We start from the raw sequence: 23,973 nt of genomic DNA, 5'->3' as shown, positions 1-23,973 counted from the left end.
TTTCAAAGACACAAAAAGCCCACTAACAATGAGTGGGCTTTAGGATTGGGCGAATGGCTTTTTAAGCGGTCTTTTCCGCATCCTTTGCTTTTTGTAGCATGCCTACAAGTGTGTCTTTCAGATGCAGGCGTCGCTTTTTAAACTCTTCTTCTTCCATTGTGCTGGCGAGCACAATCTCTTTTTCGATGTTTTCAATTTCATGAGTTAAGAAGTTGTATTCTTCGAATAGACGACGAAAGTGGTCATCACTCATTTTTAGTTCGTGAATTTGCTCTTTGTACTCAGGTAGTTCGTTAACTAGACTATGGTTTTCAATTGGCATTGTCGTATTCCTTGTTCGTTCTTTGTACCTCTAGATTACGCCTCTTACGCCGCAGGTAAATTGATTTCTGTCACTTATAGATTAAATGCATATTCTTGACGTTTTTTGGCCACTTGTAGATTAAATGCATAATTGTGCCGTTTTCAGGTAACTATTACCCGTTTAAACAATATTAAACTGAATCACTAGTTCATGTATTGAATTGATGTACGGCATTCTCTAAAGGCGAGCATCTGTTAGATTCGAGAGCGTTGACGCAGGCGGAGCGGTATGTTTCGGCGTAAAGCAGATAAGTGATTGAACTGACAGAAAAAAATAATACGCCAGTACGTATGCATTTTAACTATCTTGCAGGTAACACGTTTATGACTTCAATTGAGCAAATTAAAGCCGCTCGCGAAAGCGCGCTTTCACTCACTCAAAACGGCGCTCCACAGGCCACTAGCAACCAATTCTTTGGTGTAGGCCCTATCACAGACATGACATTAAACGAAGTTGATGCTCGTCAACTACGCTTTGAATTTGATGCATGGATCGAAGAGAACTACCCGAAACTGGATGATAAAGGCAACCGTATTGGTAGCTTTACAACGGCTGAAATCGGTCGCGGCATGCACCGTGGTTACCCTGCAGACAAAGTCCTAAACGACATGATGCGTGAAATCCACCGTTACTTTGGCTTCCCTAAATCTAACAGCATGGCTGTGGGTCTTGGTGGTGGTCACAGTGGTTTCACAGCTGCAGCTCTACACCTAATGACTGCTAACGATCCATCTCAGATCGTTTTCGTTGACACACCTAAGCCTGAATCTGCTGAAGGTAAAGCGGGTGGTTTCTTCCGTCAGTCTTGGGGTACTCAGCTAACTGAGCTTCAACGCTACGCTACAAACGGTGACGAAAGCCGTATCATCTTCGCAGAAGGCGAAGGTGCGATTCCAAGCGCGTCTTTCCTACTAGAAAAGGGCGTTAAACTATTCTTCGGTGTAGGCCACGAAACAACGGGTGCGACGACTTACACTGAACAAGAAATCCGCAACCTACTTGAGTGGGTTGATGCGAACCCAGAAGAACACCACGCAGTCATCGACGCGACGTCTCTTCTAGGTGCGATGCCATGGGCGCAAGAACTTGTAGATGGCGTGTTGGCGAAATGTAACATGTTCATGCCATTCCAAAAAGCAATTGGCGGTATCTCTGGTTACTTCATCGTTTCTCTAACAAAGCCAGCGCTTGCGCGTATCAATGCGAACCAAAAAGATCCTTCTTGGGCGATTCCACGTCAGCTTAAAATTGCTGTGCCACGTGATGCAAAAGCGCCTCTATCAAGCGAAAAAACCACTGATCTTGGTCCTATTTACGATGCTGAAAAAGACCAAATGTTGGGTGGTATCATCAACACATTCAGTACACTTGCTTTCGCTGAAACAACTTTCGCAGTGCTACGTAACGAGCGCATGATCGGTGACGTATACACTCTAAACGCACGTTCTAAAGCAAACCGCGATCTAGTAAACCAGTGGATTGAAAACAACGATCTATTCGAACTAGGTGTATCTAATTCTGATTCTCGCGGTGCAGCAGTTACACTTCTTAAAGTCACTGACAAAGACATCACTGATGCTGACGTACATAATCGTATTATCGTGAAATCTAAGCAAATGCTAGGCTACGAAGGTATCACTCACACTGATGGTGCTCACGAGAAAGGTCTAGATGTAGCTCGCTATGTAAATGCCTTCCCAGGTTCTCCTGGTGACTACCGTGCTTGGATCGGTGGTATTCGTCCAGCGCAAGACATCACTGCACTACTAGATAACATCCAGTACTGCTACCTACGTGCGAAAAACGCTGTACTAGAAGAAATCCTAGCTGAGAAAGGTGAGTCTTTCGAAAGTGCTGTTTCTGCATCGGGTGCTGCTGACGTTCGTGTAGACGACGCTGACCGAGCATACAAGGTACTAATCGCTGACCTAGTAGGCATGGTATTCAACGCTGATGGCGAAGCTGACTGCTCTGAAGTGGCTGCTTACATTAAGTCTCAAGGCGGTGAGTTCCACTTTGGTTCTGTTTCTGAAGCGGGCGACCTAGAGAAAGGTAAAGTACACTTCTTCTACCAGCCAAGCCTAAGCCGTGAAGACGAGCTACTAGCAGAAACTGGCGAAGGTCAATATGACGCAGTGATCGCTGCTGCGACATTCTTCCCTGCAGAATCTAAATTCGAGCTAGGCGGTGTACGTATCGGTGCGGGTACTGGCAACATGGGTTCTGCTAGCTGGGGCGGCGGTAACGGTGAAGGTGGTGTTGCACCACTAATGAACACGCCAAGCTTCAACTCCCGTGCAACAGCACAAGCCGCTATGAAAGCACTACTTAAAGTGCTTCCAGATCTACAAGTTTCTGCAATGCACGATCGCGTTGTTGCTGGTGACTTCGACACAGGTAAGAACCTTGCTGAATTCCCAACCACTAAGCTTGAAGGTAAGAAACTAGCGGTTGTGGGTTACGGTAACATCGGTCGTGAAGTAGCGAAACTAGGTGCTGCATTCGGCATGAACGTTTCTGTTTACGCGCGTCCTGCTCACCAGAAATGGATCGAATCTGAAGGCTTCACTTACGCTGCAAGCATTGTTGAAGCAGCACAAGGCGCTGACGTTCTTAGCCCGCACACTGGTCTAGGTGCATTCAACGCTGAAACTGGCAAGTTCGCTAACTCTGACATCATCAATGCAGATGTATTCTCTGCCATGAACCAAGGTGCCGTGTTGGTAAACTACGACCGTGGTGAAGTAGTGGATATCGAAGCGCTTGACGCAGCACTAGCAAGCGGCCAAATCCGCTACGCTGCCATCGACGCTGACCTATTCAAAAACCCAGAAACGGGTGAATTGTCTGGCCCAATGGTTCCATACCGTAACATCTACGAGAAACACGTAGGCAAGATGGAGCTTCTACCACACGCTGCAGCGGACACTGAGCACGTATCTCGTGTAGAAGGTGCTAAGCAAGCAGTTGACCAAATTCTATCTGTTATCAAGTACCGCAAAGTAGTGAACCTAAAAGGCGACCTACCAGCTGGTTATACGGATGGCGGTGCGAAGACAGTTAACGGTGTAGGTAAGGTTAACTCTAGCTCTGTTGCGAATCTATCTGACGAGCAGATCAAGCAATTGGCTGACAGCGCGACTCAATTGGCTGCATTCTGGGGTGCGATCAACGCCACTCAAGACGCAGACAAGCGTGCAGCACTAGTTGCTGAGTACACTGAAATGATGGTGTTGAACTCAAATATCTACGGTACACTACTAGCTCAGAACGGCCTGCAAGGTCCATTCGGCAACTAATAGTTAGTATCTAGTTACATAGATATCTCGATAAGCCGCATCAACGCCGTGACGAAAGTCCTGTTGATGCGGCTTTTTTATGTAATAAGCCGGTAGGCAAATAAGGGGAATAGGTTTGCATTCAGTAGATAAAGAATCAGCCGTCGCTATTTTTGAAGCCGCTATTGATGCCGTCGCGGGTTTTAATGCTACACATCGCGCGGTCTCTGCATTTGACGGTTTTCAACCAGATCAAATCATCGCCGTGGGCAAAGCGGCAAGTGGCATGTGTGCAGGTGCTTTGGCGGCACTTGGCACAAATTGCCCAGCATTATTGGTAACTAAGTACGACCACACCGAGCAAGCAATGTGGGATGCGGAAAATGTGACTGTGATTGAATCTGCGCACCCAGTGCCAGACCAGCATTCATTGGACGCGGGTAAACAGATGCTAGCGACTGTTGCAGCTATGCAGCCTGGTAGCCAATTACTACTGCTGGTTTCTGGCGGAACGTCGGCCCTGTCTGAAGCGTTACCTGACGATGTGACATTAAAAGACTGGCAGCAACTGACCGATCAAATGTTGGCAGCAGGTTACAACATCGGTCAGATCAACACTCGTCGTAAAGAAACGTCCTTGATCAAAGATGGTAAGCTACTAGAAAACTTCAAAGGCGCAGAAGTGCGTGTGTTGGCGATATCTGATGTGGAAGGTGACAGCATTAGCACCATCGGTTCAGGTACGGGTGACACCAAGCGTTGCCCATCCAATTCGAGCATCGATTTGATCGCTACCAACGAAGTGGCGCGTATGGCCGCTGCAGCGAAAGCCAAGCAACTTGGTTTCACTGTGAATGATAACCAAGAGTGCCTATACGATGACGTGGCGGTGCTATCGGATCGTATCGGCCAAGAGCTTGCGAAAGCGGCACCTGGCGTATATATCTATGGTGGTGAGCCAACGGTAAAATTGCCAGAAAATCCAGGCAGTGGTGGCCGTAACCAAGCGCTTGCTCTTGGTTTGGCACAACATATTGTTGGTCGCAAGGACGTTCTTATCCTAGTTGCGGGTACCGATGGCAGTGATGGTCCAACTGATGCCGCGGGGGGGATTGTTGATGGTTCAACGGCTGCGGATATTGAAGGTGCTCGCGATGCATTGAAACGTGCGGATGCGGGGACTTATCTGCGTCAGCATGGTGGTATTTTTATCACGGGGCCAACCAATACAAACGTAATGGATATTGTCGTTGCGATCATTCGTTAATTAGATCGAAGCGCAGAGTTCTAGAAAAGCCTCGACTCTGAAAAGTGTCGAGGCTTTTTGTTTGCCTGCGCCAATTTATTGCTTTGCTTAAAACGTAAAGGTTACGTGTGGTAAAGCATTTTTATCTTTATCAATTGAAGGTGAGCACAAGAACACTCGCGAAGATGGAATGTCATGATCCACAAGATAGCGCTTCAATGACTCAGCACGGCGGTTGGCTAAATCCAGTAAATAGGCTCGATCCTCTTCGCTTAACTGCTTATAAGTGATTTCATCGTTGATATCACGCACCACAGAGACCCCGCAAGCCTTCAGTTCTGAGCCTTTACGGTCTTTCATTAGCTTAATCATTTGATCTAAAAAGGCCTCCTGCTCGGGGGCCGTGATGTTTTCTTCATCTAGGGCGTATTGCAAGGGTTCAACGCGCAAACGTAAGGCTTGTTCACCCGCGAACTGTACCAGCGTGATGACGTTGGCGTAGGGGATAAAGGTTTGCATCAAATAAGTGCTTGATGCTTTGAACAGCCCTTGGCGAATTGGCAATAAGAAAAAGTTTTGCCACTGGAACTCAGGATTGTCGATGTCGCCTTTCATCGGTAGATCTAAGACAATGTTATTGTCTCGGTTCTTCAAGGCGTCTACGGCAAGATCCAGCGGCACGGCGCCAGCCTTCAATAGGGCGTTGCTGTCGGTTTGTCCGCCTAGATCAAATTGACGTAACACAATATGAGAGTTGCCATCCAATACACCTTGTTTAGCCTTTAGGTTTAAGTCCATATTTAGCTGACCGGAATGTATTTGATACCCCAATGCACTGGAAACATAGGGTGAAACGGGGGGGAGTTCTATTTCTCGAATGGTAGCTTGTGCTTCCATTGTCAAACGATTAGCTGATGGTGTGATTTTGACATCACTGTCGATGGTGGCGTAATCACCATTTTTGGCTTTCAGCACCACATGCATTTGCTCATCCGGATCGCGAGTATTAAGGTTTTCAATAGTCAGCAGTTCGATGTCTAAAATGCGGCTGAGCGCTGGTTTAATACCGTTATCTGAGAAGATAAATTGAGAATCTGGTGACAGCTTCAGCTGATGCACCACGGCATAGAATGGCACTTCTTTATCTGGTGTGCTTGATTGAGCAGCTGTTTCTTTAGTTACCTCTGTTTGCTCTGCTTTTGCTTGCAGATAATCTGGTACTACTAAGTTGGCAATGGATCTGTCTTCGGCCAAAGTAATGCCCGCAATCAACTTATCCAGATTAATGGTGTCCACCGTGACACCCTTTGGTTCTAAGTGAATGTTTGTGACACTCATCTTCTCAAACGCTGCCAGTGCTGGCTGGGGGCGTTCGCTGTTGGGTTTAGAGGCAAGAAATTCATTTGCCATGAATGATTCAACTTGCGCACTGGTGCCAGCAGCGTTCATCGCAATATTCGAGCTGTTAATGGCAACATCTTTCCAGTTCACTAGTGAGGAGCCGTTCGCCAGAGTCGATGATAAAGGGCCAAACGCTAGTTGATTACGGTTGATTGCAAGTTGCTCTAGCCCATTGTTATTAAGGTTTACGGTGACATCGTCACTATCAAGCTGTAATGACTGTAATAGACTTTGCAAAGCATCTTTCTGATCAAGACCTAGATTCGCTAAGGTCAGACTATTCTGCTGTGCGTTTAATTCACTTTGCTCACTTTCTTTCTGCCATGTCAGCTGACTATTAAAGCTTAGATTGTCGTAACTTACCGTCGTTAGCGGCATATCGTTAGGTAGCTGACTGAGCTGAACCGTTAGGTTGTCTGAGCTAATACGGCTCTGGCCTGTCACCGAGAGTGCTTTAGGGGTTTGTTTAAACGCTAGCTTGTTCAAGCCAAGATTGAAGTCGCCAGATACTAAATCCACTTGGTTATTTTTGAAGGCAGCATTTGACAGGCTAAGAGTTGCTTCATCATTACTAATAGTCAGGTCGTTCGCTACTTGATTGATAAGCGTGTTGTTTAACCCTAGAGACAGTGTCTCAAGCTGCGTGGACAATCCGTCACCGTCAAATTGGCCATTATTTAAAGCAAGGTTAAGTTGGTCGGCTTGAACGGCTAGATTGTTCTCTTTTAATTGAGCGCTTAGGGGAGCGTTGAACTTGAGCGAATTCAGATCAAAATTTCTCCCCTGTGCCAGCTGGCCAACCAAGGTATTTGCTGAAAGATCCAAGCTAGCGGACACATCGCCGGTCAAATTATGAAGTGACAACTCCGCGGTCACATCAGAAAAGATGCTTTCAAATTGTGATAGCTGAACACTATTGTCACCCGCTTTAAGATGACTTTGCTCTAATGAAAGTTTGGTATTGGCTTTAGCGATGCGCAGTATGTCGCCGGACTTATCGAGTGCTAGGTCATTGGATAGATCAAGCTTGCCTAAATCTACACGCTGATCTCCCGTCGCAAAATGCAGACCCTCAACGCTCAAGCTATTGTTTGCTTCCACGCTAATGGTGTTGCTATTGATCATATTGACCGACACGTCTCTAATGTCGGACTGAAGTGATTGCCAACTAAGATCTTGCTCATTTTGAGCAATATTAACGTCGTGGCTTTTTAGCGTGATGAGTGGCGATGTAAACGCTAACATGGGGCTATCTTTAAAACGGTAGGTCGTTTGCGTAAAGCCTTCTAACTGCAAGCCATTGGCGGATAACTGCCCTAAGCCAGCAGGTAAAAAATGCTCAACATCTGAGCTGGAAAGTCGGACATTGCCAAGTTCTAATTCTGCATTTACCTTCTCTTTGTCAGCTCTAATATCCCCCTCTAGAACGGCCTTGCCATTGTTGATGCTTGCTTCAAGATCAAATATACCGCGCCAGTTAGAAAGCTCATGAGATACTTCAGAAATGTTTAAACGGTTAATGGCAAAAGCGTCGTTGCCATTCTCCGTGGTTAGATTGACCGAAATGTCTTTGATTGAGGCGTTACGAATGAAAAAAGTAGGGGGAACGCCGCCAGTCTGACTTTCTTCAGGAGCAATTTCTTCTTCTGTTGCTGGCTCAGTGGAGTAGGTTGGAATGCCTGCGACAACCCAGCCTTCCGGTACTTGTTGTACTTGCATGTTAAAGCCATCGACCAAGATATGGTTCACATGAAACGCGCCAGTAAACAGGGGCCAAAAATCTAAGCCAATACTTAGTTTCTTCAATGCTAAAGTGGGCTGCTCTGCTTGCGTGATGGCAACATCTGATAGATTTAAGCCAATCGGGAATAGATCAGGATTGATTTCGCTGGCCGTGAAATGAGCTTCATATGGCTCTAGAAAACGGTTCGCTAACGATTTTGTCAGCGTTGGCAGCAGCGTCCAAAACACAGTCAGGATGACCAGTATGGCAATAGAAATAATCAGAGTTTTTCGTTGCCACGGTTTCAAATGTGCTTGCACCTTAGCCATAACCTACTCCTTGCTGACTAATTTGGAAGAGCGTCAGATAGATTGACGCCGTAGAGTGATTTTAATTAGATGTCTAAGTAATGATAAGCCTAGAATATTGTAAGCATTGTTAAAATTGCGCGCGATATGGTGCACATGATTCTGTTTAAGCTGGGCTAAAACGACTTTAACGTTCCGTTTCTTCGTTTCGCAACGGCATACGCAAAAGATGAATGCTCACAGCAAGACCAATCACGCACAGGCCAACCGTTGCCCAAAAACGCCATACAATAAACATGGACAAACACATGCCGGCCCACATAAATAATAGTGCACGATTGCGGGCTTTTCTCGGGATCCCTTGATCCGACTGCCAGTCGGAGACAATTGGGCCAAAATATTTATGATTTAGCAGCCAAGCATGAAAACGCTCGGAAGATTTTGAGAAACACCAAGCAGCAAGCAGTACCAATGGTGTTGTAGGGAGCAATGGTAAAAATATACCGATAATGCCTGTAATGAGGGATACCCATCCTAGGATTATTAATGCCAGTCGTTTACCCGTCATAACAAGACTCTATGTTTCGAATAATGTCATTACTACAGCGAACAGAATTCTCTGTTACGCCTTGATCATAAGAAACCACCAACCCCAAGCCCAGTTTAAGTCTAGAGTTTGATGGATTTATGATGCGCTTAATTTAATTAGCGGCGCCAAATAAAGATTCCATTGTTTCGCCTTCTGTATCCGCAACCAAGCTCCAACCACCTAAGCGCTTCCAGCGGTTGACGATTTCACAAAACAATTCAGCGGTTTTTTCAGTATCGTATTCCGCTGAGTGTGCTTGGGAATTACTAAAAGCGATACCCGCTACTTGGCATGCTTTAGCCAATACGGTTTGACCGAATGCTAAACCAGATAAAGATGCTGTATCAAAGCTTGAGAACGGATGGAACGGATTGCGTTTAATATCATTACGTTCAATAGCTGCGTTTAAGAAACCATGGTCAAATGCAGAGTTATGACCAACCAAAATGGCGCGTTTACACCCTGTTGATTTCAGTTCTTTGCGGACTTTGCTAAACATCTGGGTTAAGACTTCTTTTTCTGGCAGATCATCACGACCCGGTGCAAAGGGGTCAATACCAGTGAAATCAAGTGCTTCCTTTTCAAGATTAGCACCTTCAAACGGCTGGATATGAAACGACATGGTTTCATGAATATACAACTCGCCATTTTCATCCATGCGAAGAATGCTGGCGGCCAGCTCAAGTAATGCATCTGTTTTTGCATTAAAGCCTGCCGTTTCTACGTCGATAACAATGGGTAGGAAACCGCGGAATCGATCTTTGATTTCGTGAGTAGACAAAAGAGAATCCTTAATTCTGCCATTACGATCAGAAATTTAATGAGTAGTTAGTGGAAGATGATAACATATAAGCTAAGTCGAGAACGAGAACTCTTACCGTGATAGCCAAACCTTTCGCACACGTAGTACTAATGTTGACCAGCTTTGTTTTTGCGGCCCAAGCCAATGCGCTAACACGCTACGAATCCAGTATTGAAGAGTCAAAATGGTCGTTATCGGGAGATATTTTTGCCTGCAGTCTTGAACATCCCATTCCACATTTTGGTTTAGGGGAGTTTATTAAGGAAGCAGGGGAACCAATGAAGTTCGTCCTGAAGCCAGACAATGAAAAGATTGGTCCAGGGCAAGTGTATATTATTTCTCAAGCACCTAGTTGGGTGCCGGGCATCTCACCTGAAACGCTTGAAGTCATGCCATATCCTGGTTATGGCTTGACCGTTGAAGTGGGTGGCAAAGTCGCGGAGCAAATGTTGACTTCACTTGATCGTGGTCGTCACCCAGTCGTGGCGGGGTCTGCTTGGGAAAATGGTAGAGAAAGTGTTGAAGTGGCGTTGAGTAATATTAATTTTAATCCCGCTTATAATGAGTTTCGCCGTTGTATGGCGAGTTTACTGCCAGTGAACTTCGAACAAATTGCACGAACTGCGGCACTATTTCCAACCAATGGCGTGGAGTTGACGGATCGTATCAAACGTCGCTTAGATTTGGTGGCCATGTATGTGGAAGCCGATCCGAGCATTGAATACATTTATATTGATGGTCATACCGACATTATTGGTTCTCGTCGCGACAACCGTGAATTGTCCAAATTACGTGCGGAGCGCGTCACTGAATACTTGTTGAAAAAAGGGATCGCGCCAGAAAAAATCGTTTCTCGTTACCATGGCGAGCGCTACCCAGCGGCAGATAACCGCTCTAATGACGGTCGCGAGCGAAACCGTCGTGTAACCATTCGTCTTGAGCGTTCAGGCAATAATGCCCAGTCGTTATCTGAGCCAAGTCCCTAAAAGTCTCGCTTTGTCCACATCTTAACCGTCTATTTTCCAGTGCGCCCCTTGCTAAGCAAGGGGCGAAATTTTACACTTACCGCCTATTTTATTTAACTATACGTAGTTCGCCTATTTGAACTGCGTTGAGTCTCGTTGAGGAGAAAGAAAAGAATGTCTGACGTGAAGAAGGTAGTGCTAGCCTACTCGGGCGGCCTAGACACTTCGGTAATCGTGAAGTGGCTTCAAGAAGAGTATAAGTGTGAAGTGGTAACTTTTACTGCTGACTTGGGTCAGGGCGAAGAAGTAGAGCCAGCACGCGCGAAAGCTCAAGCGTTGGGCGTTAAAGAAATCTACATCGAAGACCTACGTGAAGAATTCGTACGTGATTTCGTATTCCCAATGTTCCGCGCGAACACTGTATACGAAGGCGAGTACCTGCTAGGTACGTCTATCGCTCGTCCACTGATCGCTAAGCGTTTGATCGAAATCGCTAACGAAACGGGTGCGGATGCAATCTCTCACGGCGCAACAGGTAAAGGTAACGACCAAGTTCGTTTCGAACTAGGTGCTTACGCGCTTAAACCTGGCGTTAAAGTAATTGCGCCATGGCGTGAGTGGGACCTAACGTCTCGTGAAACGCTAATGAACTACTGTAAAGAACACAACATCCCAGTGGATTTCTCTAACGCTAAGAAGAAGTCTCCATACTCAATGGATGCGAACCTTCTGCACATCTCCTACGAAGGTGATCTACTAGAAGATCCTTGGGCGACAGCTGAAGAAGACATGTGGCGTTGGTCTGTATCTCCTGAGCAAGCGCCTGATGAAGCAACCATCATCGAGCTAGGCTTTGAAAAAGGTGATGCGGTATCTATTAACGGCGAGAAAATGTCTCCAGCAACGATCCTTGAAACACTAAACAAGGTAGGTGGCGCAAACGGTATCGGTCGTGACGACCTAGTAGAAAACCGTTTTGTAGGCATGAAGTCTCGTGGTTGTTACGAAACTCCAGGGGGCACAATCCTTCTGAAAGCACACCGTGCGATGGAATCTATCACGCTAGATCGTGAAGCGGCTCACCTAAAAGATGAGATCATGCCGAAATACGCGAAAGTGATTTACAACGGCTTCTGGTGGTCTGAAGAGCGTCGTATGCTGCAAGCATTGATCGACGCTTCTCAAGAATTCGTAACCGGTACGGTGCGTTTGAAACTGTACAAAGGTAACGTAATTGTTGAAGGTCGTGAGTCTCCATACAGCCTATTCGATAGCAAGATTGCAACTTTCGAAGACGACGCTGGTGCTTACGATCAAAAAGACGCAGCAGGCTTTATCAAGCTAAACGCTCTACGTATGCGTATTGCTGCTCAAAAAGGTCGTACTTTCCTAGACCGCGACTGATACATTTAGCTTCGGCGAATGTAAAAATTCGAAACGCCCGCTCTGCAAAGAGTGGGCGTTTTTTTTATGCCTATTGACGTTTCGGTCAGACGGACTATGTTAATCACTTCGGAAACATGTTTTTATTGACTGTTTGGTTAGATAAGTAAAACAAGGTAGCTTATGACCGTTTTTAATATCGGTTCGATTAATATCGATCACTTATATCAAGTGGATCATTTTGTGCGTCCTGGTGAGACCATGAGTTCTACCAGCTATCAGCAAGTACTGGGGGGCAAGGGGGCCAATCAATCCGTGGCGCTGGCCAAAGCTCAGGCCGAAGTAAAACATGTTGGCGCGCTGTGCTGTGCAGATCAACATATCCTGCAACAACTGCAAGAATATGGTGTCAATACGGATCACATTGCCAAAGTTGAAGAGGTCTCTGGGCATGCCATCATTCAGCTGACGCCGAGCGCTGAAAACAGCATTATTTTGCATGCGGGCGCTAATCATAAGTTGACCAAATCCCAAGTAGAATACGTTCTTGCTTTGGTTCAAGGAGGGGATTGGGTGTTGCTGCAAAATGAGACCAATCTGGTTGCGGAAACACTTCAGATGGCGCAGCGGGCTGGTGCAAAGGTGGCGTTTAATCCTGCGCCAATGGATGCGGACTTGACGCGAAAAGTGCTTCCTTATATTGACCTATTGATTGTTAACGAAGTGGAAGCGATGGATTTAGCGGAAACGGATTCTATTGAGAAAGCCACGCAAATCTTACCTGAGCAATACCCTGAGCTCGCAGTGATGATGACCCTTGGTAAAGACGGCGTGCGTTATTTTTCGCAGCAGGAAGACATTAAGGTCGATGCTTTTAAAGTGGAAGCCAAAGACACTACGGCTGCCGGCGACACTTTCATTGGCTTTTGCTTGGCTGAATTAGAGCGTGGCTCCGACTTTGAAACGGCTATGCGTACAGCGTGTGCAGCATCTGCAATTGCAGTAACGCGGCTTGGTGCAGCGCCTTCCATCCCGACGCTTGATGAAGTGACAGAATTTATAGCAAAACAGTCTTAACCCATTTAACGAGAGAACCATGACACGAAAAATTATTATTGATACGGATCCCGGCATTGATGATGCAATGGCGATCTTTTTTGCCTTTCAAGCGAAAGAGCTTGAAGTGTTAGGTCTAACGACCACTTACGGTAACGTACCAGTTGAGATTGCGACCCAGAATGCCTTGACGTTAACTGAAATCGCAGGTGTTGATGTGCCCGTTGCTGGCGGCGTTGCTGTGCCATCAAATCAAGCGCCGCGACCATTCCCCGACTTTGTCCATGGTGCAGACGGCTTTGGTAACATCGATTATCCTGCGCCAACGAAACAAGCCCTAGCGCAGAGTGCAGCGGAATTTATTATCGAGCAAGTGCGTAAATACCCAGGGGAAGTCACCATCGTTGCGCTAGGTCCATTGGGCAACTTGGGTAAAGTACTAGAGCTGGATCCTGATATTGCGAACTTGGTGGATGAAGTGGTCTTAATGGGCGGTACGGCGATTGAATACGGCAACGTATCGCCTGTCGCGGAAGCCAACATTATTAACGAACCTCATGCCGCAGATGCGGTATTTACAGCGCCTTGGCAAGTAACCATGGTGGGCCTTGATGTCACTCATCAAGTGCTGTTGGATAACAGCATCCTAGAGCGAATCAAAGCCAAGAACCCAGAACAAGGGGCCTTCTTGTACGACTGTGCCCAGTTCTATATCAATTTCTACAGTAATCGTTTTGGTGTTAATGGTTGCTACTTCCACGATGCATCAACGATCGCTTATCTGTTAGATCCAAGTATTTTTGAAGTAGAGCTTGGTGCGATTCGAGTTGTGACGGATGGTATTGCTGTTGGTCAGACCATCTTTGCACCACAAGGGATGGAATACCCAGAACCACATTGGGATGGTATCCCCATGACACAAGTCTGCATGGAAGTCGATGGCGAGCGTATGTTGAAATTATTTGAAGACGTTATGGTGGGCGCAATTTAAGCGTGGTATTTTGAAATAGCAAAAAGGCGCTGACGGCGCCTTTTTTATTAGCTGTGCATTTTCACAAACTGGTCGATAAAATCCCGCTCAGCTTCGGAGATCGTCCCAAACTTCATCTTGATATAGTGTTTGTCGTGCTCATTCAGGATGTCTGCAGAAGGGAGGCAGATGGCTTTAATCAGCATTTGCTTGCCTTCGTGAATCGCATTCAACTCAAGCTTCACTTTCTTGGAGCCCTGTAAACCAATCGGGGACTCTACTTCAACAAGGTCATGGGAAATATGGGTACAGTGAATGTCGGCCACTTGACCATTTGTCAAAAACAGTTTTCCGGTCCAAAAGCAGCGTACATAGGGAGATGAATGAGACTTAACCACGTTTTTTACCCGTTATATCGTAACTATTAAATCGCTCACCATTATAGTGATTTCTTAGGACTGTAACAGTATAGAAGTGTATTCAGGTGTTGTTTAAGTCGAAGTCTTGTCTTTGAACTCGCACAGGTCCTCAATAATACAGGCGTCGCATTTCGGTTTGCGAGCAGTGCAGATATAGCGACCATGTAGGATGAGCCAGTGATGGGCATCTAGTAGGAATTCTTTGGGCACGAAGCGCAGTAGTTTTTCTTCGACTTCTAAGACATTTTTGCCCGGCGCGATTTTGGTACGGTTAGAGACACGAAAGATGTGTGTATCCACTGCCATGGCCACTTGTCGGAATGCCGTGTTCAACACTACGTTGGCGGTTTTACGTCCCACCCCAGGCAGTGCCTCAAGCTCTTCTCGAGTTTGTGGCACTTCGCTGTTGTGTTTTTCAATCAGGATTTGGCAAGTCTTGATCGCATTCTCGGCTTTCGCATTAAACAAACCAATGGTTTTGATGTATTGCTTTAGGCCATCGACACCTAAGGCGTACATTTTCTCTGGGGTATTCGCCACAGGAAATAAATGACGAGTCGCCTTGTTGACACTGACGTCTGTGGCCTGTGCTGAGAACAGCACGGCGATTAACAGTTCAAACGGGGAGCTGTATTCAAGCTCGGTGACAGGGTTGGGATTTTCATTGCGTAGTCGCGTAAAAATCTCTTGTCGCTTAGCTTTGTTCACAGTCCCTCCGATTGATGGTTTAGTCAGTTACACGGACACGACGAGACACTTTCTCTTGGCCTGCTTGTTCGGCCGCGATACGCTTTTTCTCTTTCTCATCGTATGAGTTTTTAATGGCAATCAGAAGACCTAGGCCGATAAATGCGCCTGGCGGTAGGATTGCAAACAAGACATTCGGGTAATTGCTGAAAATAGTCAGTTTCCAACCCATTGCCATGTCACCAAATAGCAAGTGCATATCGGTAAATAGGGTGCCTTGACCAATTAATTCACGCATGCCACCAAGTAGCATGAGTACTGCTGTAAAGCCTAATCCCATCATCAAGCCATCCATCGCAGACGGTAGCACGGGGTTACGGCTAGCAAAGGCATCGGCGCGGCCAAGAATGGCACAGTTGGTTACGATCAGTGGGATAAATATGCCTAGAATCTGGTACAACTCGTAGGTATAAGCCTGCATGATCAGCTCGATACAGGTCGTAAACGAGGCAATGATCATCACGAAAGCGGGTAGACGCACGGCTTCGGAAACGTAGTTACGAATCAAAGAAACGGCGATGTTGGAACCCAGCAAAACAACGGTGGTTGCTAGACCTAGACCGATGGCGTTGACCACAGTACTGGTAACCGCTAGCAAAGGACATAAGCCCAGTAGCTGAACAAGGGCAGGGTTATTTTTCCAAAGACCGTTATACAGAATTTCACGGTAACTTGGGCCAGTGGCAGCGGGAGTTTCTTCCACTGGTGTATCAGGTGCAAGAGTATCTTGAGCGCTCATAGCTAATCCTAACGCGACAACAGCGCGTCTTTGTTCTCATTAAAGTAAAGTAGCGTGTTCTTCACCGCGCGAACCACGGCGCGAGGGGTGATGGTTGCCCCAGTAAATTGATCAAAGTTGCCGCCGTCTTTTTTAACATTCCACTGTTTCAAGGAGGTGTTATCTAATGACTTGCCGCTAAAAGATAAAATCCATTGAGATTTCTTTAGGTCGACTTTATCACCCAGTCCAGGTGTTTCTTTATGGCTGATCACTCGCGTGCCTGTCACCACACCATTACGATCAATTGCCACCAAAAGGTCTAGGTTGCCGTTATAGCCACCAGGGGCCACGGTTTCAAAAATGATCGCGCTGACTTCACCATCTTTACGTGCGATGAAGGCAGGTACTGGCTCTGTTGAACCAAGTAATGGATCTGCCGGTAGCAAAACGTGCGCTTCAGCGAGATTGTTGTTATAGCGATCAGCTGGCAAAATTTCGTTAAAAGCGGACAGCTGCGCTTGGACAATATTGTCTTCAATCGTGTGTTCCGTGAGCTGATGCGTCAGCGCAATCAGACCTGCGGTGAGTACCGCAAAAATCCCCAAACCAATACTGTTTTGGCGAATGGAGCTGATGATATTCATTACTTTTCACCTCCAATCGTTAAACCTTTCTTGGCTTTCTCATGGCCGTAAGCTCGCGGTTGCGTGTAGTAGTCGATCAATGGCGCGGCAAAGTTCATTAATAGCACACCGAAAGCCACGCCATCAGGGTAGCCACCCCAAGAGCGAATCACGTACACCAAAATACCGATGCCGGCACCGTACACCAACTTACCGCGGTTACTGGTACAAGAGCTGACTGGGTCGGTGGCAATAAAGAAAGCACCCAGCATGGCTGCACCTGAGGTTAGATGGAACAACGGAGACGCAGCATTGCTTGGATCGATTGCATAGAAAACACCTGACATGACGGCCAGAGCGGTTAGCATCGCTACCGGCGTGTGCCATGTGATGATACGCAGGGCAATCAATGCAAGACCACCCACAAGGTAAGCTAAGTTAACATACATCCAGCTCGATAAATTAGGGCCTTGCAGTCCAGCAATGCTGGCAAAAGCTTCGCTCGCCATTAAGCCATCTTTGTGTTTGAAGGCATCCAGAGGCGTCGCCATGGTGTAAGAGTCTACCGTTGGCAGAGTGCCAAAAATCGCTGCTAAGCTGTCGCTAAAGCTAGGGGTAGCTCCCGCAGAAATCAGGTCCGATGCCCCAATCCACTGCGTCATTGGTACTGGAAAAGACACCAGACAGATGGCGTAGCCGACCATGGCAGGGTTGAATGGGTTATTGCCCAAACCACCATAGACTTGTTTAGCAAAAATGACTGAAAACGCCACCGCGGTGACGGTCAACCACCAAGGCACCGTAGGCGGCAAAGCCAGAGCTAACAGTACTGCGGTCAGTAGAGCGCTGTAGTCCTTTAGGAAAAAGCCAATTGGACGATTACGCAGTTTTAAAATAAAGGCTTCACTAATTAGCGCTGTGATGCATGCAATCACAAGGTTGATTAAAGTGCCGTAACCAAATAGCCAAGTTTGCACCAATAGCCCAGGTACAGTGGCCAATATCACCATTTGCATGACCCACGATGTTCGTTGGCCCGCGCGATGTGTATGGGGTGAGGTGATACGCAATAATGCCATTTAACGATTCTCTTGCGTGTTAGTTAACTGTTCTAGTTTTGCTTCTTCTTCCTGCTGTTTTTGTTCTGCAACAGCTAGTGCTTGTTGTAGACACTCTGAAGAAGGATCTGCATCTAGTTGACGTTTAAGTTTGTTGACCTGCGCCTTTGCTAACGCGGCAGCGACTTTTTGCTTTTTCAGACGCTCTTTGAACTCAGCGTCATCGGCGCCATTGTCGCTCGACTCAGCGGGTTTGGTGGTCGCCTGACCGCCATTTTGTAAGGCTTGCTCCAGTTCTTCCGCGCGCGCTTTAGCCTTATTAACTTGCTGCTCTAGGCTGTCTTTATCTTCCGAGCCAAGTTCAATGGCTTTGGCTAGTGCTTTCTCGGCTTTTTTTACCGCCGCTTTGGCAATCGCCGAGTCGATTTTTAATTTGCGCAAAGCTTCCTCGTCTACCGCAGGTGTGACAACAGTCGAGGAGTCGCTTGGGGTAGAAGCTGCCGTTGGTGCTTCAAGGGCGGCAAGACGTGCTTCGGCATCCTTAAGAGCCTTTTCAAATTCAACGACTTTGCCTTGCAGCTCGCTGTTCTGTTCATCTTCTGCCAGCTGTTTCTGAAGCTTTTTCAGCTTGGTACTTGCAAGCGCGACATCGACCTTGGCTTTTTTATACTCATCCGACATGGCTGGTTTAGCCGCTGGAGCGGCCTGCACAGTTGGAGCAGAGTCAAGCTTGGCAAAGCGTGCTTCGGCTTCTTTTAGATCTTTTTCAAAGCCCGCAACTTTCGCTTTGATTTCGGCGTTGTCAGGGTCTTCTGCTAATTGTTTTTGTGCTTTTTTCAGCTTAGTGCTTGCTAGCGCAACATCCACTTTGGCCTTTTTCGCTTCATCGCTTAGGACGGGCTTGGCGGTGGCCGGGGCGGTTTTTACATCGCCGCCTAGTTTGTCAAAAGTTTCTTGCGCTGCTTTTAGGTCAGCAGTAAAGCCTGCTACTTTATCTTTTAGCTCTTGATTGTCTGGGTCTTCTGCTAATTGCTTCTCGGCTTTCTTAAGTTTGGTGCTAGCCAGAGCGACATCGACTTTGGCCTTTTTGGCCTCGTCACTCAGTGCTGGAGCAGCGGTTTTGGCAACAGGAGCGGCCGCTGGCGCGCTTGCGACGAGCTTTTCTAGCTCGACAATGTCTTTCTTGGCTTCGTCTACTTGAGTTTGTAGGGCGCTGATTTCTTCTGTGTGCTCTTTCTCTTGCGCTTCTAGCAGGGCTTTCTCAAGTTTCTTAAGTTTAGCCTTTGCAATGGCCAAGTCGACTTTGGCTTTCTTCGCTGCCTCGTCTACTGCTGGGGCAGGCGCTGCAGTGTCGGCTTTCTCAGGCGCTGGCTTAGCAGGTTTCTTGGCTGCCGGTTTCGCTGCCCCTTGACGAGCCAAACGTTTCGCTTCTTTCTCGGCCGCTTCCGCTTCATGACGGGCTTTACGTGCTTCGAAACGCTGCTTAGCAATATCCGATTTCACCGCGGCTTCACGGGTATCACGGATTTCTGCTTTGGTATGACGGTAATACTGCACTAATGGAATACTGCTTGGGCATACGTAGGAGCAGGCACCACATTCAATACAGTCGAAAAGGTTGTAGTGTTCTGCTTTTTCCAGTTCTTGGCTTTTTGAGAACCACAATAGTTGTTGTGGCAGCAAGCTAGCCGGACACGCCTGTTCACACATACCACAACGAATACACGCCTGCTCTGGATAAGGCGCTGGTAACTCTTTCTTGGTGGCCGCGAGTACACAGTTGGTGGTTTTCACCACCGGCACATTGCCGGAGTCCAACGTGAAGCCCATCATAGGGCCCCCCATCACGAGACGGCTCAGTTTGTTTTCTTGCAGATCAGCGTATGCTAGCAAGTGATCGATCGGTGTACCTAACAGCACCTCTACGTTTTGTGGCGCTTTTAGCGCATCACCAGTTAACGTGGTGAAACGAGAAATCAATGGGCGGCCTTGTTGAATTGCTTCGTACACAGCAATACAAGTACCGACGTTTTGACACAAAATACCGATGTCGGCTGGGTATTGGCCGCTTGGCACTTCTTTGTCTGTCAGCAGTTTAATCAGCTGCTTTTCACCGCCCGAAGGGTATTTTGTCGGCACCACAGCCACTTGGATTGAGCTTTGACGCTCGCGCAGTAGTTGTTGCAGTGCGGCAATTGCGGTCGGTTTGTTATCTTCGATACCGATGACCACATTGTCGGCTTCAACAATGTGTTGCAGAATTTCGATGCCCAGCACCAACTCTAGTGTCTTTTCACGGATCAGCATGTCGTCCGCAGTGATATAAGGCTCACACTCCGCCGCGTTAATAATAAAGTGGCTAAGGGTGTGTTTGTGAGCCCCTTGCAGTTTTACTTGCGTTGGGAAGCCTGCGCCCCCCATACCGATAATGCCTTTCTCGGATAGAAACGCGAGTACATCGGTTTTGCTAATGTCTTTCCAATTGGCAAGGGGTTCCAGCTCGATCCATTCATCAGCTCCATCGGGCGTCAAAATAATACACAGATCGCTCAAACCTGAAGGATGGGCAATTGGACGCGTTTCAATGGCGCTAATAGTGCCTGAAGTGGGGGCATGCAAAAAGCTGGAGAGGAACCCATTGTTCATAGCAACGGCTTCGCCTTTCTTTACCTTAGTGCCAACTTCTACAAGTGGGCGTGAGGCTTGGCCGATGTGTTGGCCCAATGGCAAAATCAATTCACGCGGTAAACTTGGATGACCAAGTGGCAACTGCAATGATTGCGTTTTGTTCTCAGGTGGGTGAATACCACCGTGGAATGAGTAAACAGGAGGCGTTTGCATTATTGAGCAGCCTCCGTTTGACGATCTGTCGCGATGATTTGTGCAGACTGTACGCCCACACCTTGTGGTTTTTCCCACGACCATGTACGTGATGTCACACCAACTTCAACCATATCAATACAATTTACAGGGCACGGCTCGACACATAAGTCACAGCCAGTGCATTCATCAGAAATAACCGTATGCATTTGTTTTGCCGCACCAAGGATGGCATCAATAGGGCAGGCCTGAATGCACTTAGTACAACCGATACACTCGTCTTCACGAATCACTGCAACCCTTTGGACCGGTTCTTCAGCACCACCATCCAATGGAATGGCTTCAACATCCAGCAAGTCTGCCAGCGCTTGGACCGTTGCTTGACCGCCTGGAGGGCAGCGGTTGATCGCCTCGCCGTTTGATATGGCTTCTGCATAAGGGCGGCAGCCCGGGTGGCCACATTGACCGCATTGTGTTTGAGGCAAAATAGCGTCGATTTGATCGACGATTGGGTCACCTTCTACATGGAAGCGCACGTTGGCGTAACCTAAGATCGCACCAAAAACGAGGGCGAGGGCAACTAGGATTCCGATAGCAAGTAAAACAGTCATCATATTTTCAGGCTCCTAGATTTGCACCAGACCAGTGAAGCCCATGAACGCAAGAGCCATTAGGCCTGCTGTGATCATGCCGATCGCTGAGCCTTTGAAGACCACTGGCACATCGGCCACGTTAATACGCTCGCGCATGGCAGAGAAAAGTACCAAAACGAATGAGAAGCCTACCGCAGCACCGAAGCCGTAAAGAATGGACTCCACAAAGCCATTTTGTTTTGACGTATTTTGCAGTGCGACACCTAACACCGCACAGTTTGTTGTGATCAACGGTAGGAAAATACCCAGTACGCGGTACAAAAGAGGGCTGGTTTTATGAACTACCATCTCGGTGAACTGCACCACAACGGCAATCACCAAAATGAAAGAGATGGTTTTTAAGTACTCAAGGCCAAATGGCTCAAGAATAAACTCAAACGTGAGGTAACTACATAAGCTCGAAAGCGTCAGCACGAAGGTAGTCGCCATGGCCATACCAATCGAGGTTTCTAGCTTGCTGGAAACCCCCATAAATGGGCAGAGGCCAAGGAATTGTACCAATACAAAGTTGTTGACCAGTATGGTACTGACGAGTATTAAGAGATATTCGGTCATCTCGCGTCCAATAAATACAGTGGTGTCTACGGATAAAAAGAACGGCCGACTAAACAAGTTCAGCCAAGCGTAACTATACCAAGCTGCTTATAACTAACAAGACTAAAGCACTATGCATTCTAGTTTATTTTAGAATATGGATAGCACGCAGCACGTATAAGCTTTCGTAATATTTTTTCTAAAACAACACCGCCTACAGAGCGTAGGCGGTGCTTTTAACGCGACGCGGATGCTGGATTACATCACACGTTGGCCAGGCTTAGCGCCTTCATGTGGCTCAAGTAGGTAAATCTCTTCACCGCCAGGGCCTGCAGCCAAGACCATGCCTTCAGACAAGCCGAATTTCATCTTACGTGGCGCCAAGTTAGCGACCATGATGGTTAGCTTACCTTCTAGATCTTCTGGTTTGTACGCCGATTTAATGCCAGAGAATACCGTACGCGTCTCACCACCTAAATCTAAGGTAAGTTTTAAAAGCTTATTGGCTTTCTCTACATGCTCAGCTTTGGCGATCTTGGCAATGCGTAGATCCACTTTTGCAAAGTCATCGAAGCTGATTTCGTCAGCTATGGGCTCTTTGCTTAACTCGGTTTCTTCTGTAGGCGCGGCTTGCTCTTTTGCTTGCGCTTCGGCAGCGGCTTCCGTTTTGCCTTCTTCGATCATAGCCTCGATTTGTGGCGCTTCAATGCGAGCCATCAAAGCTTGGAACTTATTAACGGTTTTGCCGAACAGTAATTCACTGCGGTTGTCCCAAGTCAGTTCTTTGTTTAGGAAGGCTTCAGCATCCGCCACCATACCTGGTAATACAGGCTTCAAGTAAGTGGCTAGAATGGCAAACATATTCAGCGCAACCGTACAGATCTCTTGCACCTGTGGCAGTGTTTCTTCGTTCTTCGCTTTCACCCATGGCTCTTCGTCGGCAATGTAAGTGTTAGCAATGTCTGCAAGACGCATGATTTCACGCATCGCTTTGCCGTATTCACGTGTTTCGTACAGTTCAGCGATCAGATCGCCAGCATCGACGAATTCTTGAATCATGGTTTCTTGCGCTGGTGTTGGTTGCAGCTGACCGTCGAACTTTTTGTTGATAAAGCTTGCGGTACGGCTGGCAATATTAACCACTTTACCCACTACGTCAGAGTTTACGCGCTGCACGAAATCACCTAGGTTCAAGTCGATGTCATCAACACGTGAATTTAGTTTTGCCGCGAAGTAGTAACGTAAGTACTGTGGATCAAGGTGGTTTAGGTAAGTGCGAGCCTTGATAAAGGTACCACGTGACTTAGACATCTTCTCACCATCTACCGTGACATAGCCATGTGCGTTGACCGCAGTCGGTGTGCGGAATCCAGCGCAATCCAACATCGCTGGCCAGAATAGAGCATGGAAGTTGATAATGTCTTTGCCGATGAAGTGATAAAGCTCTGCTTTGGAGTCTTTGTTCCAGTATTCATCGAATTCTAGACCTTCGGTACGATCGCAAAGGTTCTTGAAGCTCGCCATGTAGCCAATTGGGGCGTCTAGCCAAACGTAGAAGTATTTGCCCGGAGCGTCGGGGATTTCAAAACCGAAGTAGGGTGCATCACGGCTGATGTCCCATTCTTGTAGGCCTGAATCAAGCCACTCTGCTAGCTTATTCGCTACTTGATCTTGCAGAGTACCGCTGCGTGTCCATTGTTGAAGAAACTCTTGGAATTCAGGTAGTTTGAAGAAGTAGTGGTCAGAAGACTTCTCGACAGGTGTTGCACCAGAATACACAGAGCGCGGGTTAATCATCTCCATCGGTGTGTAAGTCGCAGAACACACTTCACAGTTATCGCCGTACTGATCTTCCGCTTTACACTTAGGGCACGTGCCTTTAATGAAACGATCTGCAAGGAACATTTCTTTTTCTGGATCATAGGCCTGCGTAATGGAGCGTACTGCTATTTTACCGTTGTCACGACAAGCTTTATAAATCAGCTCAGCAAACTCGCGGTTTTCTGGTGAATGCGTGGAATAGTAATTGTCGTAGCCGATGCCGAAGTCTTTGAAATCGGCCATATGTTCTTCACGTACGCCGTCAATCAATTGCTCTGGGGTAATGCCGTTTTGCTCGGCTTTAATCATGATCGCTGTGCCATGAGCATCGTCGGCGCAAACCGCTGTACATAGGTTGCCACGTAGTTTTTGGAAACGAACCCAAATGTCAGTTTGAATGTGCTCCAGCATGTGACCCAAGTGGATAGAGCCGTTGGCGTAGGGAAGGGCGCTGGTAACTAAAATTTTACGTTGCGGTTGAGCCATTATGAT

The 23,973-nt window shown here is 47.2% G+C and carries 19 protein-coding genes; 6 read left to right on the top strand and 13 right to left on the bottom strand.

The window, feature by feature from the left end; all coding sequences use genetic code 11:
* Nucleotides 1-61 precede the first annotated feature (61 nt).
* Nucleotides 62-322, bottom strand: coding sequence for a YdcH family protein (locus ASC49_RS10970; protein ID WP_055463281.1), 261 nt, complete (start codon nt 320-322; stop codon nt 62-64).
* Between the two features lie 293 nt (nt 323-615).
* Between ASC49_RS10970 and ASC49_RS10965 the strand changes: the two genes are divergently transcribed.
* A complete protein-coding gene (locus ASC49_RS10965) occupies nt 616-3,663 on the top strand; it encodes an NAD(P)-dependent oxidoreductase (RefSeq protein WP_245624695.1) in 3,048 nt (1,015 codons plus the stop codon).
* Between the two features lie 115 nt (nt 3,664-3,778).
* The gene (locus ASC49_RS10960) at nt 3,779-4,909 is read left to right on the top strand and encodes a glycerate kinase type-2 family protein (RefSeq protein WP_055463280.1); all 1,131 of its coding nucleotides are present in this window, start codon (nt 3,779-3,781) and stop codon (nt 4,907-4,909) included.
* An 87-nt stretch (nt 4,910-4,996) separates the two neighbouring features.
* On the opposite strand, the gene ASC49_RS10955 is transcribed toward ASC49_RS10960, so the two are convergent.
* The 3 genes from ASC49_RS10955 to rnt all read right to left on the bottom strand — a co-directional run bounded on the left by ASC49_RS10955 (nt 4,997) and on the right by rnt (nt 9,690).
* A complete protein-coding gene (locus tag ASC49_RS10955) occupies nt 4,997-8,341 on the bottom strand; it encodes a DUF748 domain-containing protein (RefSeq protein ID WP_055463279.1) in 3,345 nt (1,114 codons plus the stop codon).
* Between the two features lie 166 nt (nt 8,342-8,507).
* A complete protein-coding gene (locus ASC49_RS10950) occupies nt 8,508-8,888 on the bottom strand; it encodes a YbaN family protein (protein ID WP_055463278.1) in 381 nt (126 codons plus the stop codon).
* Nucleotides 8,889-9,021: 133 nt separating this feature from the next.
* The gene (gene rnt, locus ASC49_RS10945) at nt 9,022-9,690 is read right to left on the bottom strand and encodes a ribonuclease T (RefSeq protein ID WP_055463277.1); all 669 of its coding nucleotides are present in this window, start codon (nt 9,688-9,690) and stop codon (nt 9,022-9,024) included.
* A 131-nt stretch (nt 9,691-9,821) separates the two neighbouring features.
* Between rnt and ASC49_RS10940 the strand changes: the two genes are divergently transcribed.
* From ASC49_RS10940 to ASC49_RS10925, 4 genes are all read left to right on the top strand, one after another.
* Nucleotides 9,822-10,697, top strand: a complete 876-nt coding sequence (locus tag ASC49_RS10940; RefSeq protein ID WP_055463376.1) for a flagellar protein MotY — start codon at nt 9,822-9,824, stop codon at nt 10,695-10,697.
* Between the two features lie 153 nt (nt 10,698-10,850).
* On the top strand, nt 10,851-12,080 hold the full coding sequence (locus tag ASC49_RS10935; protein WP_055463276.1) for an argininosuccinate synthase: 1,230 nt from the start codon (nt 10,851-10,853) through the stop codon (nt 12,078-12,080).
* A 162-nt stretch (nt 12,081-12,242) separates the two neighbouring features.
* Nucleotides 12,243-13,136 carry a ribokinase gene (locus ASC49_RS10930; RefSeq protein WP_055463275.1) on the top strand — a complete coding sequence of 298 codons (894 nt, stop codon included), beginning with the start codon at nt 12,243-12,245 and terminating at the stop codon, nt 13,134-13,136.
* Nucleotides 13,137-13,155: 19 nt separating this feature from the next.
* A complete protein-coding gene (locus tag ASC49_RS10925) occupies nt 13,156-14,106 on the top strand; it encodes a nucleoside hydrolase (protein ID WP_055463274.1) in 951 nt (316 codons plus the stop codon).
* 47 nt (nt 14,107-14,153) lie between these two features.
* Here the strand turns inward: ASC49_RS10925 and ASC49_RS10920 are convergent, their stop codons facing one another.
* The 9 genes from ASC49_RS10920 to metG all read right to left on the bottom strand — a co-directional run bounded on the left by ASC49_RS10920 (nt 14,154) and on the right by metG (nt 23,967).
* Nucleotides 14,154-14,426, bottom strand: a complete 273-nt coding sequence (locus ASC49_RS10920) for a hypothetical protein (RefSeq protein WP_245624694.1) — start codon at nt 14,424-14,426, stop codon at nt 14,154-14,156.
* Between the two features lie 150 nt (nt 14,427-14,576).
* Nucleotides 14,577-15,212, bottom strand: a complete 636-nt coding sequence (gene nth, locus ASC49_RS10915; protein WP_055463272.1) for an endonuclease III — start codon at nt 15,210-15,212, stop codon at nt 14,577-14,579.
* A 19-nt stretch (nt 15,213-15,231) separates the two neighbouring features.
* Nucleotides 15,232-15,990 (bottom strand): electron transport complex subunit E, encoded by a 759-nt coding sequence (locus tag ASC49_RS10910; RefSeq protein ID WP_082443815.1) that lies wholly within the window; start codon nt 15,988-15,990, stop codon nt 15,232-15,234.
* Nucleotides 15,991-15,998: 8 nt separating this feature from the next.
* Complete coding sequence (gene rsxG, locus ASC49_RS10905; RefSeq protein ID WP_055463271.1) at nt 15,999-16,616, bottom strand: electron transport complex subunit RsxG; 618 nt, start codon at nt 16,614-16,616, stop codon at nt 15,999-16,001.
* Nucleotides 16,616-17,674 (bottom strand): electron transport complex subunit RsxD, encoded by a 1,059-nt coding sequence (gene rsxD / locus ASC49_RS10900; RefSeq protein ID WP_055463270.1) that lies wholly within the window; start codon nt 17,672-17,674, stop codon nt 16,616-16,618. The genes rsxG and rsxD overlap by 1 nt, the downstream gene beginning before the upstream one ends.
* Nucleotides 17,675-20,494 carry an electron transport complex subunit RsxC gene (gene rsxC, locus ASC49_RS10895; protein ID WP_055463269.1) on the bottom strand — a complete coding sequence of 940 codons (2,820 nt, stop codon included), beginning with the start codon at nt 20,492-20,494 and terminating at the stop codon, nt 17,675-17,677.
* Nucleotides 20,494-21,087 (bottom strand): electron transport complex subunit RsxB, encoded by a 594-nt coding sequence (gene rsxB, locus ASC49_RS10890; RefSeq protein WP_055463268.1) that lies wholly within the window; start codon nt 21,085-21,087, stop codon nt 20,494-20,496. The genes rsxC and rsxB overlap by 1 nt, the downstream gene beginning before the upstream one ends.
* A gap of 12 nt (nt 21,088-21,099) precedes the next feature.
* Complete coding sequence (rsxA, locus tag ASC49_RS10885; protein ID WP_055463267.1) at nt 21,100-21,681, bottom strand: electron transport complex subunit RsxA; 582 nt, start codon at nt 21,679-21,681, stop codon at nt 21,100-21,102.
* Nucleotides 21,682-21,918: 237 nt separating this feature from the next.
* Nucleotides 21,919-23,967, bottom strand: a complete 2,049-nt coding sequence (gene metG, locus ASC49_RS10880; protein ID WP_055463266.1) for a methionine--tRNA ligase — start codon at nt 23,965-23,967, stop codon at nt 21,919-21,921.
* Nucleotides 23,968-23,973 lie beyond the last annotated feature (6 nt).

This window comes from Marinomonas fungiae (genome assembly GCF_001418205.1).
Lineage (GTDB): Bacteria > Pseudomonadota > Gammaproteobacteria > Pseudomonadales > Marinomonadaceae > Marinomonas > Marinomonas fungiae.
Note: the sequence above shows the minus strand (reverse complement) of the source record. Positions and strands in the feature narration are given on the sequence as shown.

Coding starts and splice junctions, on each gene's coding strand:
- ASC49_RS10970 (WP_055463281.1), bottom strand. CDS start 322: ATGCCAATTGAAAACCATAGTCTAGTTAACGAACTACCTGAGTACAAA.
- ASC49_RS10955 (WP_055463279.1), bottom strand. CDS start 8,341: ATGGCTAAGGTGCAAGCACATTTGAAACCGTGGCAACGAAAAACTCTG.
- ASC49_RS10950 (WP_055463278.1), bottom strand. CDS start 8,888: ATGACGGGTAAACGACTGGCATTAATAATCCTAGGATGGGTATCCCTC.
- ASC49_RS10940 (WP_055463376.1), top strand. CDS start 9,822: ATGTTGACCAGCTTTGTTTTTGCGGCCCAAGCCAATGCGCTAACACGC.
- ASC49_RS10935 (WP_055463276.1), top strand. CDS start 10,851: ATGTCTGACGTGAAGAAGGTAGTGCTAGCCTACTCGGGCGGCCTAGAC.
- ASC49_RS10930 (WP_055463275.1), top strand. CDS start 12,243: ATGACCGTTTTTAATATCGGTTCGATTAATATCGATCACTTATATCAA.
- ASC49_RS10925 (WP_055463274.1), top strand. CDS start 13,156: ATGACACGAAAAATTATTATTGATACGGATCCCGGCATTGATGATGCA.
- ASC49_RS10910 (WP_082443815.1), bottom strand. CDS start 15,990: ATGAGCGCTCAAGATACTCTTGCACCTGATACACCAGTGGAAGAAACT.
- rsxG (WP_055463271.1), bottom strand. CDS start 16,616: ATGAATATCATCAGCTCCATTCGCCAAAACAGTATTGGTTTGGGGATT.
- rsxD (WP_055463270.1), bottom strand. CDS start 17,674: ATGGCATTATTGCGTATCACCTCACCCCATACACATCGCGCGGGCCAA.
- rsxC (WP_055463269.1), bottom strand. CDS start 20,494: ATGCAAACGCCTCCTGTTTACTCATTCCACGGTGGTATTCACCCACCT.
- rsxB (WP_055463268.1), bottom strand. CDS start 21,087: ATGATGACTGTTTTACTTGCTATCGGAATCCTAGTTGCCCTCGCCCTC.
- rsxA (WP_055463267.1), bottom strand. CDS start 21,681: ATGACCGAATATCTCTTAATACTCGTCAGTACCATACTGGTCAACAAC.
- metG (WP_055463266.1), bottom strand. CDS start 23,967: ATGGCTCAACCGCAACGTAAAATTTTAGTTACCAGCGCCCTTCCCTAC.